20 protein-coding genes and 1 pseudogene are annotated in these 18,286 nt (G+C 44.1%); 18 read left to right on the top strand and 3 right to left on the bottom strand.

Annotated elements, in window-relative coordinates:
• Positions 1–186: 186 nt before the first annotated feature.
• From QFZ78_RS05155 to QFZ78_RS05100, 12 genes are all read left to right on the top strand, one after another.
• Positions 187–336, top strand: coding sequence for a hypothetical protein (locus QFZ78_RS05155; RefSeq protein WP_307545966.1), 150 nt, complete (start codon positions 187–189; stop codon positions 334–336).
• Positions 337–582: 246 nt separating this feature from the next.
• Positions 583–1,782, top strand: coding sequence for an ROK family transcriptional regulator (locus QFZ78_RS05150; protein WP_307545965.1), 1,200 nt, complete (start codon positions 583–585; stop codon positions 1,780–1,782).
• Positions 1,775–2,764: a Gfo/Idh/MocA family protein gene (locus QFZ78_RS05145; protein WP_307545964.1), complete on the top strand. Its 990-nt coding sequence runs from the start codon at positions 1,775–1,777 to the stop codon at positions 2,762–2,764. Before QFZ78_RS05150 ends, QFZ78_RS05145 begins: the two co-directional genes overlap by 8 nt.
• 62 nt (positions 2,765–2,826) lie before the next feature.
• The gene (locus QFZ78_RS05140) at positions 2,827–3,414 is read left to right on the top strand and encodes a Gfo/Idh/MocA family protein (RefSeq protein WP_307545963.1); all 588 of its coding nucleotides are present in this window, start codon (positions 2,827–2,829) and stop codon (positions 3,412–3,414) included.
• On the top strand, positions 3,404–3,757 hold the full coding sequence (locus tag QFZ78_RS05135) for a Gfo/Idh/MocA family oxidoreductase (protein ID WP_307545962.1): 354 nt from the start codon (positions 3,404–3,406) through the stop codon (positions 3,755–3,757). Before QFZ78_RS05140 ends, QFZ78_RS05135 begins: the two co-directional genes overlap by 11 nt.
• A 65-nt stretch (positions 3,758–3,822) precedes the next feature.
• Positions 3,823–4,791 carry an ABC transporter permease gene (locus QFZ78_RS05130; RefSeq protein WP_307545961.1) on the top strand — a complete coding sequence of 323 codons (969 nt, stop codon included), beginning with the start codon at positions 3,823–3,825 and terminating at the stop codon, positions 4,789–4,791.
• Between the two features lie 15 nt (positions 4,792–4,806).
• Positions 4,807–5,688 (top strand): carbohydrate ABC transporter permease, encoded by an 882-nt coding sequence (locus tag QFZ78_RS05125; protein ID WP_307545960.1) that lies wholly within the window; start codon positions 4,807–4,809, stop codon positions 5,686–5,688.
• A 33-nt stretch (positions 5,689–5,721) separates the two neighbouring features.
• Complete coding sequence (locus QFZ78_RS05120) at positions 5,722–7,347, top strand: extracellular solute-binding protein (protein WP_307545959.1); 1,626 nt, start codon at positions 5,722–5,724, stop codon at positions 7,345–7,347.
• Positions 7,348–7,564: 217 nt separating this feature from the next.
• On the top strand, positions 7,565–8,302 hold the full coding sequence (locus QFZ78_RS05115; protein ID WP_307545958.1) for an endonuclease/exonuclease/phosphatase family protein: 738 nt from the start codon (positions 7,565–7,567) through the stop codon (positions 8,300–8,302).
• A gap of 9 nt (positions 8,303–8,311) precedes the next feature.
• Positions 8,312–8,554 carry a DUF2716 domain-containing protein gene (locus QFZ78_RS05110; protein ID WP_307555496.1) on the top strand — a complete coding sequence of 81 codons (243 nt, stop codon included), beginning with the start codon at positions 8,312–8,314 and terminating at the stop codon, positions 8,552–8,554.
• Positions 8,555–8,692: 138 nt separating this feature from the next.
• A complete protein-coding gene (locus tag QFZ78_RS05105) occupies positions 8,693–9,022 on the top strand; it encodes an HIT domain-containing protein (protein WP_307545957.1) in 330 nt (109 codons plus the stop codon).
• Between the two features lie 284 nt (positions 9,023–9,306).
• A complete protein-coding gene (locus QFZ78_RS05100) occupies positions 9,307–9,603 on the top strand; it encodes a hypothetical protein (RefSeq protein ID WP_307545956.1) in 297 nt (98 codons plus the stop codon).
• 255 nt (positions 9,604–9,858) lie between these two features.
• Here the strand turns inward: QFZ78_RS05100 and QFZ78_RS05095 are convergent, their stop codons facing one another.
• Positions 9,859–10,503, bottom strand: a complete 645-nt coding sequence (locus tag QFZ78_RS05095; protein WP_307545955.1) for a hypothetical protein — start codon at positions 10,501–10,503, stop codon at positions 9,859–9,861.
• Positions 10,504–10,721: 218 nt separating this feature from the next.
• Between QFZ78_RS05095 and QFZ78_RS05090 the strand changes: the two genes are divergently transcribed.
• The 3 genes from QFZ78_RS05090 (at position 10,722) to QFZ78_RS05080 (ending at position 13,561) form a co-directional block, all read left to right on the top strand.
• The gene (locus tag QFZ78_RS05090) at positions 10,722–11,003 is read left to right on the top strand and encodes a hypothetical protein (RefSeq protein ID WP_307545954.1); all 282 of its coding nucleotides are present in this window, start codon (positions 10,722–10,724) and stop codon (positions 11,001–11,003) included.
• Positions 11,004–11,819: 816 nt separating this feature from the next.
• Positions 11,820–12,389, top strand: a complete 570-nt coding sequence (locus QFZ78_RS05085) for an SF0329 family protein (protein ID WP_047680329.1) — start codon at positions 11,820–11,822, stop codon at positions 12,387–12,389.
• A gap of 563 nt (positions 12,390–12,952) precedes the next feature.
• The gene (locus QFZ78_RS05080; RefSeq protein ID WP_307545953.1) at positions 12,953–13,561 is read left to right on the top strand and encodes a DUF4309 domain-containing protein; all 609 of its coding nucleotides are present in this window, start codon (positions 12,953–12,955) and stop codon (positions 13,559–13,561) included.
• 327 nt (positions 13,562–13,888) lie between these two features.
• Here QFZ78_RS05080 and QFZ78_RS05075 read toward each other — a convergent pair whose 3' ends face one another.
• On the bottom strand, positions 13,889–15,334 hold the full coding sequence (locus QFZ78_RS05075; protein WP_307545952.1) for an alkaline phosphatase PhoX: 1,446 nt from the start codon (positions 15,332–15,334) through the stop codon (positions 13,889–13,891).
• Positions 15,335–15,485: 151 nt separating this feature from the next.
• Here QFZ78_RS05075 and QFZ78_RS38410 point away from each other — a divergent pair.
• From QFZ78_RS38410 to QFZ78_RS05065, 3 genes and pseudogenes are all read left to right on the top strand, one after another.
• Positions 15,486–16,003 (top strand): annotated as a pseudogene (locus QFZ78_RS38410) (DDE-type integrase/transposase/recombinase); the annotation flags it as partial.
• A 396-nt stretch (positions 16,004–16,399) separates the two neighbouring features.
• Positions 16,400–16,846 (top strand): DMP19 family protein, encoded by a 447-nt coding sequence (locus QFZ78_RS05070; RefSeq protein WP_307545951.1) that lies wholly within the window; start codon positions 16,400–16,402, stop codon positions 16,844–16,846.
• Between the two features lie 287 nt (positions 16,847–17,133).
• Positions 17,134–17,913: a class I SAM-dependent methyltransferase gene (locus tag QFZ78_RS05065; protein WP_307545950.1), complete on the top strand. Its 780-nt coding sequence runs from the start codon at positions 17,134–17,136 to the stop codon at positions 17,911–17,913.
• Here the strand turns inward: QFZ78_RS05065 and QFZ78_RS05060 are convergent, their stop codons facing one another.
• On the bottom strand, positions 17,914–18,273 hold the full coding sequence (locus tag QFZ78_RS05060) for a DDE-type integrase/transposase/recombinase (RefSeq protein WP_307545949.1): 360 nt from the start codon (positions 18,271–18,273) through the stop codon (positions 17,914–17,916).
• Positions 18,274–18,286 lie beyond the last annotated feature (13 nt).

The following is an 18,286-nucleotide window of genomic DNA, read 5'->3' as shown; positions in this document are numbered from 1 at the left end:
AATGGGATCAAGTTCTTTCTTCTTCATCAGTGGAGGTCTTCCGGTTCTCGTACGCAAGGATGTTTGCCTGCCGCGCTGAGATCTCGCAGAACACTACAAGGATGAGCTTTTCTCGTGAAAGTGGGATGCTCCAACAGGATACACCCTAGAAAGCCCAATTCGCAAGGAAAGGAGAGGGTATTGATTATGACTAAGCTGAGCAAAAGGATTAAAGTAACGACGATCTTAGGGATTTCCTTGTCTTTTGTCATGGCATCATGCTCGACGAAGGATATGGCAGTCAGGCAATCGCCGTTTCCCTCGAATGCCGGTTACAGTGGTTCGAGTTCAAAATAGGTAAAGAATCTACCTATGTTGACGGCATCCACACGGCGACAGGTAATTACGGGAGCCGCGACTCGTCCATCTCCGTGACTATCACCATGGTTGATGACGTTATTTCAAATTTTTATAATTTTCAAAATATATTATAAAATTCGAATAATGTGTGAAGGAATTTTCAAAAATTCATTGAATATCTTTAAAATACTTAATTTGTTCATTGGAAAAAGTAACTGTGAAGGGGAAGGGGCTAATTTATTGATGAATACGGAAATGGCTCGGACCGGGAATCTCCAGCTAATGAAAGAAATTAACCAGGCATTGATATTTAATGCCATTCGGGAGAAAGGGCCTTTGTCCCGTTCCCAATTAGCAAAGGATTTGCGGTTAAGCCCGAGCACGGCAACAGTGATCGTCGATCATTTCATTGCCATTGGTTTCGTAAAAGAAGTAGGTAAGGGAGATTCCAGTGGAGGAAGGAAGCCAATATTGGTCGAGCTGGCAAAGGATGCCGGAATGGTGGTCGCCATAGATCTGGAGCAAAGCCGTGCCGCCATCCTCAATCTGAATGCCGAATTCCTGATCACTAAACCGATTCCTGCCATCAAGCAAGGAGACCTTATCGCGATCCTGCTTGAGGTTATTCACGAAATGGTCCGGAAAATTCAAGGTCCGCGCTTGCTTGGTATTGGCATTGCCGTACCGGGCATCATCGATCCGAATAAGAGCAGGGTCATAACCGCCTCAAGCTTGAATATTAACCACTTGTCGCTGAAAGAGGAGCTGGAGAGGCATTTTCAAGTTCCGACTCTATTGGAGAACGATGCAAATGCAGCCGCCTATGGAGAATTTCTTTATGGCCGAAGCCAGAATGTACAGAATTTTCTTTACCTTCACGTGGGCAAAGCGGTTGGAGCTGGACTGTTTCTCTCAGGTAACTTGTTTACCGGAGGTGCTGGAGGCGCCGGGGAATTCGGGCATATTTCCGTTGACGAATCCGGTCCCCTTTGCCATTGTGGCAACATTGGGTGCCTTGGGAAGCTGATTGGGGCCGAGATGTTGATGGACCAATGGCGTAGCTGGACTGGCAGTGAGGATGTTCCCTCACTAGCGGAGCTCGCTCGGCTTAGCAACGAGGGGGAGTTCCATGCATTACGCTTGATGGATTATGTGGGAGAGATGCTGGGAAGAGGGATTGTGACTCTAGTACATTTGTTTAATCCTTCGTTAATTCTAATAGGAGGTGAGCTTGCATTAAATAACGAGCGTTTGTTCGATCAGGTTAAAAAGCAAGTGAAAACACGCAACATGCGAGTGTTTTCAGAGCACGTACAAATTGAGGAATGTTTGACCCGCTTAAACGCCGGGATTATTGGCGCGGGGTCGCTAGCCTTGAACCATTTTTATCAAAATGTCAGTTTCGAAATGGGAGACAGAACGGAGAGGGCGCATCATGATTAAAATAGGCTTGGTGGGAGCTGGTACGATGGGCAATACGCACCATCGGGCGTATAGGCAGCTAACTGACGTAACCATTGAAGCGGTTTGCGATGTAGACGCAGAAAAGGCGCAGAAGATTGCTGGCGGATGGAATGCCGATATATACAGCAGTCTGGAGGATTTGTTGAAAAATGCAAACATCGATGCAGTCGATATTTGTCTGCCCACCGATCTTCACCGTGAGGCGGTAGAGCTTGCAGCTGCATATGGCAAGCATGTTTTCTGCGAGAAGCCTATTGCGCTTACAGTGGATGACGCTACGGCCATGATCGAAGCCTGCAAAAAGGCAGATGTGACACTGATGGTGGGTCACGTCGTTCGATTTTTCCCGGAATATCGCTCGGCGAGAGAGCTGCTGCAATCCGAGAGGCTAGGCAAGCCGGGCGTTGTTCGGACGATCCGCTCCGGCGCATTTCCCAAATGGTCAACCTGGTTCGGCGATTATGCGCGAAGCGGGGGACCGATTATCGATCTCGCCATTCATGATATTGACTATTTGCGTTGGTGCTTCGGGCCGGTCCGCCGGGTATTCAGCCGGACGCTCGGCGGGAAACACGAAAAATTCGATCATTCGCTTACGCTGATTCGCTTCGAGAGTGGCGTTATGGCGCACGTAGAAGCAAGCTGGGCTTACCCGCAGGGCGCGCCTTTCCAGACTTCACTGGAGATCGCGGGCACCAAAGGAATGGTTCAATACGATAGAGATAAATCAAATTCCGTCGTTCAGTTCAGCGCCACTACAGCGGCAGCTGGCGTGCCGGATAGCCCGCTCGCGAAAAGCCCTTATGCACTTGAACTGGAACATTTTGTTCACTGCGTAAAGAATAAGGAAGTTCCACTTACCTCAGGCGAGGAAGCTTTGGAGTCGCTTAAGATAGGTCTCGCAGCATTGCACTCCGCACAGAGCAACAAACCGGTCGATTTGGAGGTTGTCAATCGATGAACAAGCTGAGGATCGGAATGATCAGTTTCGCCCATATAGGCCATGCTAATAGCTATGCGGCGGTGCTGCAGACTATTGAAGGCGTAGAAATTACCGGAGTTTTCGATGATGACCCGCAGCGCGGACAAGAAGCTGCCAAACGCTTCAACACAACCTTTTACCCCGACTATAAACAGCTCTTGCAGCAGATCGACGGGGTCGTCATCTCTTCCGAGAATAAAAAGCACTTTCCTTTGGCCATCGCAGCGGCTACAGCGAAAAAGCACATTCTGGTCGAAAAGCCGATCACGACAAATGGGGGGGAGGCCCGTGAGCTGATTGACTTGTGCGCTAAGCAAAATCTCGTGCTGCAAACCGCCTTTCCCGTACGTGAGAACGAATCGGTGAAATTAGTCAAACACCAAATCGACTCCGGCGATATCGGCGATATTGTTGCCATTGCGGCAACGAATCACGGAAAAATGCCGGGAGGCTGGTTTGTCGACAAGGCTCTGTCCGGCGGCGGTGCGGTTCTCGACCATACGGTCCACGTTGTAGACCTAATGAGATGGTTCCTCCAGAGTGAAGTGAGAGAAGTATACGCAGAGGCCGATACTCTCCTGCATGATATCCCGGTCGACGATTGCGGGCTGCTTTTCAATGATCTTTGATAACGGCGTAATCGCTACTTTGGATACGAGCTGGTCAAGGCCTGAATCGTTCTCCACTTGGGGCGACGTAACCATGAGGATCATTGGAAAGGAAGGCGCCATTCACTTGGACGCGTTCGCGCAGGCGGGCAGCTTATGGGAAAACGGATCAACCAATTCACATAAAAATGTGAACTGGGGCGATAAGTCCAACACTGCTCTGGTTGCGGAGTTTATCGCCAGCATTCGTGAAAACCGCCAGTCCAGCATCACCGGCTTGGATGGACTGCGTGCCGCCGAGGTGGCATGGTCCGCTTATGAATCTGTCGAGCAAGGCAAGACGATACAGGTAAAGCATTACTGATCTTCCAGCACCCTGATGAAGACAAGGGTACGATATGTTCTATACTGTGCTTTAGGAAGAGGTGAATGTTTTTGCAGGACACTTCATTGCAGCCGCAAAAGGTTGTTCAGCCCAAATCGAGAACGCGGACGATCTTAAAGCCTTACCTTAGAAACTGGGAGCTATATTTGCTCATTTCCCCAGTTCTAGCTTACTTTATCATTTTTGAATATATTCCGATGTACGGTGTTCAAATCGCTTTCAAAAATTTTGTCGCCACCAAAGGAATATGGGGCAGTTCATGGGTAGGCATGAGGCATTTCGAGCGCTTCTTCGACAGCTATTTCTTCTGGCGGCTCATTACCAATACGCTGGGAGTCAGCTTATATCAGCTGGTGGTGGGGTTCCCGGTGCCTATCATTCTTGCTTTAATGATTAATGAAGTAAAGCAATCGAGGATATTTTTCAAAAAAATAGTGCAAACGGTTACATATGCGCCGCATTTTCTTTCCACGGTTGTGCTCGTCGGCATAGTCGTTATGTTTCTCGCTCCGGAAACCGGCATGATCAATAAGTTAATCGTGCTTTTCGGAGGACAGCCTATTTCGTTTATTACGGAGCCGGCTTGGTTCAAAACGATTTACGTCGGATCGGGTGTGTGGCAACAAATGGGGTGGAGCTCAATCATTTACCTTGCGGCGCTGGCAGGCATCGATCCTCAGCTTCACGAAGCGGCCAAGGTAGACGGGGCTACGCGGCTGCAGCGCATTTGGCACGTCAATTTGCCGGGGATTATGCCAACGATTGTCATATTGCTGATTCTAAACATGGGATCGATCATGGGTGTTGGCTTCGAAAAAGTTTTTCTCATGCAGAATGATCTTAACTTAGAAAGCTCCGAAGTCATTTCCACTTACGTGTACAAAAGCGGTATCATCCAGGCGCAGTACAGCTTCTCCGCAGCAATCGGTCTTTTTAACTCGATCATCAACTTTATTCTTTTCATACTCGTGAACTTTGCAGCCAAACGAATGAATCAAACCAGCCTATGGTAATGGAGGGGACACCACATGGATAATAGCCGGGGAGACCGGGTGTTCGATACCATTAATACCCTATTGCTTGTACTAATTACCGTTATTGTTTTGTATCCTCTTTTGTTTGTACTAAGCGCGTCCATCAGTGAACCCTCCGTGGTAGCTAGAGGCCAGCTTTGGCTGCTACCCAAGGGTATCAACTTTATCGGTTACGAGCGCGTATTTCAAAATAAGGAGATATTGACCGGGTACATGAATACGATTGTATACACCCTGGTCGGTACGGCGATCAACCTCGTGCTAACGATATGCGCAGCGTATCCTCTATCGAGACCGGACTTCCGCGGACGCTACGTTATTACCGCTATTATCGTATTTACGATTTTTTTCAGCGGCGGATTGATTCCGTCGTATTTGCTGGTGAAAAATCTGGGCATGCTCAACACCATTTGGGCGCTGATTATTCCGAATGCGATTTCGGTATATAACGTGATCATCATGAGGACGTTTTTCCAAAGCAGCATTCCTCACGAGATACAAGAGGCAGCTTCGATAGACGGCTGCAATAATTTCCGGATTTTACTGCGTGTGGTGCTGCCGTTGTCTATGCCAATCATTGCGGTCATGATTCTGTTCTACGCGGTCGGACACTGGAATGCGTTCTTTAACGCCTTGATCTATTTATCAGATCGTGCCAAATACCCGCTGCAGCTCATCCTGAGAGAAATATTAATTCAGGGGCAAATGGCGGCCATGATTGATATGGCTGATGATTCACTAGCGAAGAAGCTCATGGAAGTCGAAGTCATCAAGTACGCCGTCGTCGTAATCGCCAATTTGCCAGTGCTTTTGCTATATCCGCTTTTACAAAAGTATTTCGTTAAGGGTGTAATGATAGGAGCCCTTAAAGGATAAATCATGTTTCATTAAAAACAGGGAGGTTTATCTATGAAATCGAAAAAATGGGTATATTTGATCCTGACAACGGCGGTATCCGCCGGACTTGTCACAGGCTGTGGGGACGGCGACGCCGGATCAGGCAATAAGAACTCGTCGGCTCCCGCCGGGAACGACAAGGTTAGTGCTACCGGGTTTCCGATTGTGAAAGAGCCGATTAAGCTGACGATGATGGCCGGTAAAGCTCCAACAACGGCCAACAATTGGAATGAAACAATGCTGTGGCAGGAATACGCCAAAATGACCAACATTCATGTAGACTTCCAGCTCGTACCTTTTGACGCGCTGACGGAGAAGCGAAATTTGATGATGGCAGGCGGCGATTACCCCGATGCGGTTTACCTGGGAAGATTTAACACCGACGATTTAATGAAGTACGGCAGCCAAGGCGCGTTAATCAAACTGAACGACCTGATCGACAAGCATGCGCCTAACTTCAAGAAGATCATGGATCAAAATCCTGAAGTTAAAAAGGCGATCACGATGCCGGACGGCAACATCTACAGCTTCCCGAACATGCTCTCTCCTGATTTCCCGTCTGTTCGTATGGGCGCCAAGCTTTGGCTGAAGAAGGAATGGCTTGATGCATTAGGGATGAAGGAACCGAACACGACCGAGGAATTTTACAACTATCTGAAAGCGGTCAAAACCACCGATTTGAACAAAAACGGCAAGCAGGATGAAGTTCCATTGAGCGCGCCTAAACTGAAGGATATATTTCTCCACTTCAAAGGATACTTCGGCCTTCAAAACCGTGGATCAAGCCATTCTTTCGTCGACATGGGAGAGAACAACCAGCTGCGCTTTATTCCGACAGACGACCGCTATAAGGAACAGCTCACTTATTTCAATAAGCTGTGGAGCGAAGGGTTGATCGATAAGGATATCCTGGTAAACGAAAAGGATCAAAACAAATTTTTCGCCAAAGGGGCCGAAGGCGTGTTTGGCGCAATTCGCGTAAGCAGCCCGTTCACTCTGATGAAGCAAACCGGATATTTCGGCGCTCCTTCACTTGCAGGTCCAAGAGGCGACAAACTGCACTCCGAATTCCGTCCGGCCGTTGCGAATCCAGGCGCGTTCGTAATTACGAACAAAAACAAAAATCCGGAAGCGACCGTTCGTTGGATGGATTACTTCTTCAGCGAAGAAGGCAACAAATTATTCTTCATGGGCTTCAAAGACAAAAGCTACATCGAAAAGCCGGATGGAAACGTCGAATATACGGATGAAATTAACAAGAACCCGCAGGGCTTGACCTTTGAACAGGCTCTTGTCAAATACGTGACTTGGCCGGGCGGCGGTTATCCGGGCATCGTGAGAGAGAAATATTTCAAGGGAGCGGAAAGCTTGCCGGAATCTCTGGAAGCCGCGAAGAAAGTTGCAGCGGAGCTGCCTAAGGAAGTTTGGCCGGCATTCAGCTACACTGACAAAGAAACAGATAGAATGCAGGCGTTGAACACCGATATTACCGCATATGTGGATGAAATGACAACCAAGTTTATTACCGGCGCAGTTCCATTATCCGATTGGAACAAGTTTGTCGATACAATCAAGAAAATGGGTCTCGACGAATATTTGAAGATTTACCAAGCCGCATACGATCGTTACAAAAAGTAATAAAAAAACCAGCTAAGTAAATATCCTATCGTTTCATCCTTTAATCAACCGCTCTCCAATTTGGGAACCGAGAAAAGGGAGCTTCTGGAAGCAGATATCGAAGTGAATGGCACCCTAGTCCGTACTTCACGACACACATATATATGTGATGGCCACCGCGGATGACGGATTGACCACCAAAGAATATCGAGTTCATTTCACAGGGGAGAAAACAGACTTGCATTTTCCAATTAAAGTGATGTCGTATAACATTCATCACGGTGCCGACCCGTTTGAAAATTACAGTCTGGAAAGAATTGCCGATGTCATTAGGCAGTCCGGCGCGGAGATCGTCGGACTGCAGGAAGTGGACCGCTATTATTCCAGCCGCAGCAACAACGAAGATACGATTCAAAGATTGTCCGATATGCTTGGGATGCAGTTCGCGTACGGGGCTAATCTGGACCGTCCGCCGTCACAACCGGGGCAGCCTCGAAGACAATATGGCACAGCTGTTTTGAGCAAGTACCCCATCGTGCAGAATCAAAACTACTGGCTTACGAGCTATGGCCAGGAGCAGCGCGGGGTGCTCGAGACGACCATTGACATTCAAGGGGTTCAGCTAAGCTTCTATTCCACTCATATGGGGCTGGATGCCGTTCAGCGCAATACCCATGCGAATGAAATCTTAGCCATTATGGCGAAGCGAAGCGGGCCGAAAATTCTCGTGGGGGACTTCAACGCGAGACCGTATGTTCCGGAAATGACCAAATTCACGAAGGAACTTCAGAATCAATTCGCAGACCAACCAAACGCGTTTACCTTTGATTCGATCAACCCGTACACCACGATTGATTATATTTTGGCTTCCAGCGACGTAAAGCTCGGCGAACGCGAGAATGCCCGCGTTATTCAGACGCAAGCATCCGACCACTTCCCGATCATCAGCAACTTGTATTTGGAACGGCAGTTGTGACAGCTTACGCTGGACAGGACCGATTGGAAGACTGAATCGTTTCATTACAATCCTCATTTGGGTCCACCGAGGACAATTTCCTTTTATCCAGATGGTGATTATTATCTCTTTATAAATAAAGATTTCTTATGGGGTTATTTAGGGCATCCATGGGAACAAACAATAAGTATCTTTGGCGGAGATCTAATTCATCAGTTTGAAATTAATAGGCCAAAATTGTTTGGCGAAGTAGTGATTAGGGGATTATGCTAAACGGAGGACGATAGCGCAAAAAACACACCACGACGAGGCTGCCGAAATAATAGGCAGCTTTGTTGCGCTAACGGGCAGGATGCTGTCAAAGTTTTACGAATTTTAAAACAAGGAGAATGAGAGGCGGAGGTGATATGTTTGACTGAGGATTTTTATTGCGATGAGGTATTAAGTGGTCGTACTTCTGTACAAAAGGTATTGGAGACGGATAACGTTCTTGCATATCATCACACTCGGCCTTTTTATCCCGTTCACATTGTTACGATTCCTAAGAAGCATATCTCATCACTTCTTACACTGGAAGAAAGCGACAATGAGCTCTTAATTGAGTTGATTGACGTCGTTAAAAAGGTGGCATCGCAGGTGCTGTCTGAGCATGGAGCATGCAGGGTGCTGACTAATTTGGGGAAATACCAAGACTCAAAACATCTTCATTTTCATGTATTTTACGGCGAGCCATTACGCTAATCGTATTTGTCTTGCTCGATGAACTATCGTCTACTGGATGATGCCATAAAGCATAAATCCGACTGGCTATACATCAGTGGGCATTGGCTGACTGAGTTACCTAAACGAATCCGCGATCTTACAGAGATGCGGGATCTTGAAATTTTTGAGCAGGATCTTTAGCGTCTACCGGAGGGGTTGTTCGAGTTAAGAAAGCTTGAACGCTTAAGCATCCTGACGGCTGAATTGGAGAGTATTCCTGCATCCATTGCCAGGCTCAAGAATCTGAAGCAGCTTTGCATACAGTGTGCGAGCTCGGATCGGCCGACTCCCGGGTGGCGGTCAAGCCGAAAGAAGAGATCAGCCTAAACCGCATCCCACCGGAGATTGGGGAGTTGGAGCAACTGGAGCAGCTTACGATTCAATACACCTCGATCCAGGAACTACCGCTCGAGTTAGAGAGGCTTAAGAACCTGCATATCTTGGACTTAGGAATGTGTATGATCAGTCAAAATCCCGATTTCCTCAATGGTATGAAGCAATTGAAATACATAAATATTTCAAAGGATTCGTTATGGGAAACGATTGAATCAGAGCAATAGCTTAACTAACGGGCAAATGCATTAAGCAAGCTAAACCGAGGGACGGAGAACGATAGTGTAGGAGCTTGCCTTGCGGCAGCCCTTTTTTTGTTCATTTAAGTAACGTACGGGAGACCGGAAGCGGCATACGCTGGTAGGCAAGTGTGGTAGGGGATGAAGATAACCGGAAAAACGTATAGCAGCTTGCAAAGGGCGAATACAGAGCATGGCGGGATAACCACCGTTGCTCTGTATTTTTTATGCCATCGAATCCACTTAGAAACCACACTGTATGATACAAACCGTCTGCGCGGTGAAACAGATCGGAGCGCATAAGGCAGCGAAGATGCCGCATGCAGCCCGGCAATTGTTTCCAATCTGAACACATCTTGCTCTGCAATCGGGATCGGCAGCGCCTCTGCGTCTACGTGGAATCAGCTTCTTTAGTTCACGCTCAAGCTTCGTGAATAGTCTCTTCAGGGCAAACTCAAGCGATTTGTCGATGGAGATCTTCAACGTTGTGCCGTCTTTGAATCGTACTTTTTTCGTACCCGTGCAAGAGCACCCGTTTTGACAGCCGCAATGAAATTTAATGGGAACGATGGCTTTTTTATTAATGAATCCTCTAGCGGTGAGCTTGCCGTTCTTATCTTGGAGAAGGATGTTGGCGTCGGAGACGCCCTTCACTGGTTTGCCGAAGGAAGCGGTGAGTCTGCTGCTTGTGCGCGTCAGCGATTGGATTTTGATCGTTGCGAGGTTGCATGCATTCTGCGTGATGTTCAGGAAGAAGTCCGAGACGCCGCGGCTGGCATTCGTGACCAATTCGATGTTCGCGCTTAAAATGCCTGCTTGCTTGGATCTCAAGCTTGCCGTTGCGAAAAGGGTGGTCGTTCCGTTGACTGTGCGTAACAGTCCGGGCATAGCTATCACTCCCTCAATACGAATAATGTGTGATCTCCCACAACATATTCGGAACCGATAGACTTGGAGTGGGGGAATAACTAGAGGGGCCAGTAAATTAAGCCTTCTTGGCTGTTTCCGGATGTGAAATTTCGACGACATAGGTATTTGTCCACTCCGAACACTCCTTTAGCACTTTGATGGTGTATACACCATCAAAGTGCTAAAGGAGCATGATCATGCCGGGTTTATTTCGAACGATCGGTGGAACGACTTCCATGACGGCCGCAGCTAGCTTGAAGTACAAAGAGGCGGGCATTTTAAGCGCAACGTTGGGACTGGTGGTTAATCAACAGCGCGGCGTGTTTGATTTTCTGCTGAACATTACGCAAAACGCATGCAACTTGGCCACGATTAAGCTTCGGTCGCTGAACCCTACGCAGAGCAGGCTCACCGCTTCCTTTGGCAAGCAAGTCAAAGGGATAACCAATGCGAATATACATCAGTGGGCATTCGGCTGACTGAGTTACCTGAATGAATCCGCGATCTTACAGAGATGCGGGATCTTGAAATTTTTGAGCATGATCTTTATCGTCTACCGGAGGGGTTGTACGAGTTAAGAAAGCTTGAACGAAAGCATCCTTGTCCAAACATGGAGTTACTCATAGATAAGGTAAATTCCGATAGGAAAGAAATATTGAAAAATTTAATGACATTTTATTTACACGACTTATCCGAATTCAGTAGATTTGCAATTAGTCAGGCACAAACCAACACTCCAGCCGTAAAATTTTTGTCTATGTAGCATATGGAGTAGTTCCTTATGAAAAAGAAGAAATTGAGGATGGAATAAAGGTAGTATATCAATACTTCAAAACACATTCATCATTCAACTAACGGAGAACGATAGCAATAAAACAGCGGCAGTCTAGACTTTATTTTCTCATCCATGCTGCAGCTGTTTCTTTTATTGGGGTCAGTCTAATACTTATTTTTACGAAGTCTGACGAGATTGTAATTCGAAAAGACGCGTGGGATCAACTCATCCAGTCTAAATACTTTATTTTCTTTCAACACCAACTTAGGCAGTTTCGATGACACCCCATAAAGGGTTTTAGGAATAGACGTGGCAAACCCGCTTCTATAGGAGTTGGATGTTGATGGTAAGAAGCCCCGATTTCAACTTGTGCTATAAGTAAATGGGGGAGGTTCACTATGATCGAAGTGTTGGTTATTGTATTATGGATAATAGAACGACTTGCCTCAATAGGATATAGAAGCCTTTATGGAATTCGAGGTGTTAGATGGCAAGTTCACTCATTAAATAGGAGGATTACATGGCCTGGAGCAAATTGAAACAACTTCTGGAAAGCTTTCTCTGTCCTGCGCTATATGGAAGGTTTGAATACCGCGCAACCAGCTACCGTTATTTACCTGATAAAGCAGGACTTTGTTATATTGCGGTAGATAAAAAGAACGTACTCAATATGAGTGATATAACTACCTTAATCAGATGGTATCATACGGAGCTGGAAATAAAGAATGATCCAGATATCCAAATTCCTATCAACAATGAAGAAATTGAAGCTGTCAGAAAAGATACCAAGGGGATAGTTCCGGAGGATCGTCTCAAAGTAATTGCAAGAAATAGAAAAATATCAGAATATGCAAAGGAGCTTTTATCAGAACAGTCAGCATTAAGTAAATCTAATTTTATTGTTGTAGCAAATAAGTTTTTATCTATTTCTATAGAGGAAAGCCTAGAGAGCAATGATATCTTATTGAATATTTTAGCTTTGGTGGACAGAAGAGTTGGAAAAAAGCGAATTTTAAACATGACCGAGAAGATGAAGTTAAAGCATCCAATTGTGCAGTATTTTTATGAGCTACGGCTTAGCACGTTATGAATGTTAATAAATAGTGTTTATTATGTTACATGCTGGAATTTAATATTTATCCCCCAACCCCCTAAACGCTACTACATCGAAACAACAAAAATATATCATAATTCACTATTCGGTATTAACATTTTCTAGTCCTAAAACCGACGGGCTACGGCAAAACGACTCTACTAAGTGAATCATACAAGTGAATACACACATGGGGAGAGTGGGTCATTTCACTCTTTTTTTTTGAGTTTGACGCGGAAAGGAGTAGTTGTCGGAAATTAAAGTAAAATAGATGTATCTGTTTATGAAGCAATCATAATGTATCAATACACTCGTGCATTCCCATTCGGTTTGCACTGAACTGATGGCATGGAATGAGCAATTGGAAAGCGGGAATTAAAAATACAACAAGAGTGTCATCACTATTTATACCGATTCATTATGTTAACGGGCAGGATAATGGATAACAATCTGCCTAAATTACATTAATATTATTTTGAAACAATATCTCAATATATTCGTCTAATTAGAAATTGATCAATAAAGAATCGAGCAGTAGAAAAGGAAGATAAGGGGAAAAAATGAAACTAAAATCTAGTATATTACTTTTTTGTACTCTAAGTTTGTTACTTACAGGATGTTATGAAGGCAAAGTTGATGCAATTAATGAACCAAACGAAATTATCAAGACTACAGCATTGGATCAGCAAGTTACTGTAAAACCAGTAGAAAAGCCCTTAACGCTGGATGCAGAATTTTTGGAAAACGTTAAAAAAGGATATATTCCAGGAATAGAGTTTGGGCTAACTACCAATTTAGACAATATAAAATCCAAATGGGGAGAACCGCAAGAGAGAAGAATATTGGGCTTTGAACCTAATGACAAGGCTTACCGTTGGAAAAATTACCAGTACCATTACCTAAAGCTGGACAATCAAAATGAACGAGCGTATAGAATGGAAATATCTGGGAATGTATTACCATATTCACTAACAGATGTAATTAATATGCTCGGTAAACCGAATACAGACAAATTAGATACTGACGGGAACCATTATATTGTTTATCTTATCGGTTACAATACATTATCATTTCACGCGGAAACAAAAACATCTTCTATAAAATATGCTTCACTTAACATAAACCAGCCCGAAATAGACTTTGAAAAGTATCAGAAAGAAAAACTGTAGCTGTACATTAAACAGCGCAATGACTTAAAATTTTATTAAGAAGCAGATTCTATTTTTTCAGACACAACATCTACTTTTTAAATAAAACGTTTTTTCACTGATTTTATAAAATATAGTAAACCGTTTTTACAATGACGATTGTGGTACTGACAGGTGGTATAACCGACGAGACAGCTGTATTTAAAGCAGAAGTATAAAAAGAGGTCTGGGGGTTTTCTATGAAACTCTCCCAGCCATTTACTTTTAAATGAAATTAGTAAAAAGAAAAGATGTAAACCATACAAAGTATTGGCTTACTCTTTTTTTAATTGAATCCTGTAAAACAGTTTAAATCATCTTCACTCCGTGGCGCTCAAATGCTGCAGCTTCTAGAATTGACATCCCTTGACTCTCGGCAACTTGAGCCAGTTTGTCCGAAACTTGCGGTGCAAAATGCTTCGCAGGAGCAGCATAAGACATTTCCCTTGCGCGCGCAGAGTTTCTGCGTTGGAACGGTCCCCAGATAGCAAAGGTTTTGCCCGGGCTTTGAATATTGACAAAAAGAGTGTTTCCGTCAGGTGAGAAGATAGGTCCTGCCAATTCAGATCCACTTAGACGGTTGTGGGCAAAAGGATAGATTTTGCCTTCTGGTGTAATCCCCATAATTCGATCATCACCTGAACCATCTTCTGCAAACCAAAGGTCGCCCCACGGAGTCATGCAAATATTATCTGGATATTCCATGTCATTTGCATCCCTTCCCTCATAGAAAAGCTCCAAGGTATTGGTTGCTGGGAAATAGCGGTAAACGCGTCCAAGTTTTTTGTCACCGGCAGAGGTGTCATCGAACCAGAAGACACCCGCTTGGAAGAACGCTCCCTCTAGTCTACTGAATTCAATACAGCCTTGTGCCTTGGCATCCTCGCGGCAGAGATGAGGATCTAGTTCCTTCCAAACAATCTGAAATTTTTGTCCTGTTTTAAATGTGCTTGCTGCTGGATCAGTTACCGCTTCAATCGCTGCCGCATAAAGCTTTCCGCCTTTTTGTAACGCACCCGGATTTTGGCTCTTGTCATTTGGGATAAAACGGTATAGGTAACTTGGGCTAGCATCCTCGGTTAAGTATACAAATCCTGTCGCTGGGTCAATCGCGCAGGCTTCATGAGAAAAGCGTCCCATATCCTTGATTGGGGTTCTGGACATTTCGTTCTCCGGCTGCTGCGGGTCCACTTCGAATACGTATCCATGTGTCGCGGAACGTGTTTCTTCACAAGTCAGCCAGGTACCCCAAGGTGTCGCTCCTCCGGCACAATTTCGGATTGTACCTGAAGAGGTTACATATTCTTTGATGACTTCTCGATTTGGACCAACAACTATAGCTGTTGTACCACCTATAGCGGCAGGATTATAAGGGTTGATTCCAACTACCGGATTGGCTCCGCTTGTCCCTAATTCATGATTGCGAACAAGAATGGTTGTATGGTTAGGTCCTTCAAAAGCTGCCATTCCATCAAAGGCTCCAGGGATTTTTTCGCCGTTTGTCAGCTGACCACCCTCTTCGGAAATAATTTTGTAATGAAAACCCTCTGGAAGATCAAGAATACCGTTTGGATCCGGTACTAAAGGACCATACCCGCCAAAGCCGCTGGTTGGATTATTGGTTGTATCCGCAGATGTTTTTGAACCGAGTGCTAATACTCCAGTCGATCCAAGGGTAAGAGCAAGTGTGCCCATTCCTCCCGCTTTTAAGAAATCTCTCCTATTCATGCCATTATTAGATGTTTGACTACTCATAAAGTACATGTCTCCTCACCAATAATTTTTTAAATCTAGTAATAGTTTAAATGGCAATTGTTAAAGAAAAACCTGAGTTTTGTAAAACTCCAGTAATCAATCAGTTAAGAAAATGTAAAAAAGAAATTTTGGAAAGTAAATGCCCTACTAGAAGAGCAACCCTTATAAAAAAATGTTGAAAGCTACCCAAGAACACTCGTCCCTATCAAATTTACTAAACCGAGAATTCAAACAAGATATCCCAGGTAAGGTACTACTTACTGACATTACTTATTTATATTGCGGAAAGGGACAAAAGACTTATTTGTCCACTATTAAGGATAGTTCAACGAATGAAATATTGGCTTATAACGTTTCAAATGGACATACGCTAGATTTAGCTACGGATACATTGATAGAATTAAAGAAAAATAGACGATTAAAGTTTGCAGAAGGAGCCTTTATTCATTCAGATCAAGGAGTACACTATACTAGTCCCACTTTTCAGCGGCACGTAAAAAACTAGGGCTAGGAAAATCAATGTCAACCAAGAGGAAACTTTTGGGATAACGCTCTACAAGAGTCTTTTTGGCCATTTTAAAGATGAGGCATAATAAAACCGTGTAATTCTTTAGAAGAACTCAAAACGGAAATATGAACTACTATAACAATTTCAGATGTATCCATTAAGGTAAATGGTTGAACTAACGGAAACTATAGTTCAATAAAAGAGCAATTTTATAGAAGTGAAGGTGAGTGTTTGAAAAAAATATTGAGTTTAGAAATACTTCTGTACTTCTTGCTATAACAATTAGAATTAGCTCAAGTACCTGTTGAAACTCTGATCTCTTTCCCATTGTTGAGTGCTGAATATACCATGGAAAAAGAAAGAAAGGATGATAATCTTGAATGATCTTGCTCATTTTATATTGTTTGTAACTTTTGGGATCATGCAGAACGAAAGTTCAATCAATAAGGGCTGCCAAGAGGTGGCTCTTTGCTCCGCTAACGAGCAGAATTCTTAAAGAAGGTAGATGGAAATATTTATTGAAATTATATGTAACTTAAATGAAAAGAGGGGCTTTAATGGTCTTATTACAGTATGAAGATTGGCAACCGCATTGGCAAAAGTTATTTGAAAAACTTGATAAGGAAAGCTATAGTAATTTGACCACTGATGAAAGAATTTGGTACAACGTAAGAGGTGTCATTGATAGTATCAGCGACGGTGGAATCATTAGTTTTTATTACAATTCTGGTGCTGATACAATGGAAGATACATTGGAAGACCTGTATAAAATTAACGCCTCACAAGTAGTTGACCAATTAAAAAAAGTGAATTTATTATTTCCAAATGGCAAAACACCCCAAAATATTGATGAAAGAAATGAAGTAATTAATTCATGGAATGATGGAGAACACGATCACTTATTTGAATTATTTGAAACGCTAGACAATCAGTTCTATAACGAACTCAGTGAGGACTTGGAAACGAAGTTAAAAACTGTTGTAAAACGAATTATACAAACTTGACCATTCAACTAACGGAAACGATAGCTCCATAACATCAAGACGAGGCTGCTGCGGGATTAAAACGGCAGCCTCGTTGAAGTTACGGGAGAATGTTTTAATAAACAGAAACTTTCCGTTGTCCAGTTTTTTTCTGCGATGTATTCTAAAGGTATCCTTTTAGAAAGCGAGTGATTATCGTGAAAAATATTAAATATGTTGGCAACGCAATTATTTTTGAGGTGCGGAAGGGATAATCACTAGCAGTGTTCTCCTCCGTGCAAAGCCCAAATCACGGAGGGAGAGCATATATGTCTTTCAGTAATTACGGTGAACTATGCACAGAGGTCTATGACCTAACCAAGAAAATTGGGCAATCATTAGGCGGAGACATTGAGTATTATCGCGAAAAGCTTAAGCATTGCAATGGGCGCATTCTGGAGGCCATGGTTGGCTCTGGACGTGTGATCATTCCTCTTCTTGAATTGGGCTTGATTGTAGACGGCGTGGATTATTCCCCGCAAATGTTGGCTTCATGCCGAAGTCATTGTGAAGAACGCGGACTAACTCCCAACTTATATGAGGCAAACTTACAAGAACTTTCTTTGCCGCACAAGTATGAGGCAATCATCATTCCCGCGGGCTCATTTTTGTTGATTGAACAACGGGAAGAGTCGTTGCAGGTTTTACACCGATTGTACGATCATTTGGAATCAGGCGGGCAGTTGATCCTCGATTTGTTCTTGCCAGACAACAAATACAACAATTCCGAGCTTGGAAGATGGGGAGGATTCGTAACATACCACTTGCCTAACGGTGATATAATCACGATGGAAAGCAAGTGCATTGAAGCTGATTTATTCTTTAATCAATACCGAGTAAGTTACTTGAAATATGAAAAGTGGCGTAATGGGACATTAGTCCAAACGGAACTGCAGCGTTTTGCATTGCGCTGGTATGGAGTTGAGGAATTTAAATACGTCCTTGAGAGCGTTGGGTTTTCAAATGTAATCGTTTTCGCAGATTTTGACGATGAAAAAAAGCCGACCGGCGGTAATCAGAGATTTATCTATCAAGCTGTTAAATCATAATTAAGAAAGCCCCCTGTACAAGATGGTCAAAGACCCCAAATTGTAGACAATGAAAAAAAGCCCTATGCTGCAAGCTGGCGCCGATATTCTATCGGTGTCAGCTTGTTTAGCTAACTGTAATCCTTGATCGCTATGAACGATCACTCCAGTCACGTCTTTGTGTTGTTTAAAGGCCTTGTCAAACGTCTTTAACACTAACTCGTTGTCGTTACGATGGCTGATGTGAAATGCGACTATGTCGTTGCCGTATAGATCCTTGATGGCCGACAAATATAGTCGCTGATCTCCCACACGGTACGGTGTGACGTCGGTAACCCATTTGTCATTCGGCTTACCTGCCGTGAAATCTCTATTTAACAAGTTTTTAAAGTAT

Origin of the sequence: Paenibacillus sp. V4I5, assembly GCF_030817255.1 — a bacterium.
GTDB lineage: Bacteria > Bacillota > Bacilli > Paenibacillales > NBRC-103111 > Paenibacillus_E.
Note: the sequence above shows the minus strand (reverse complement) of the source record. Positions and strands in the feature narration are given on the sequence as shown.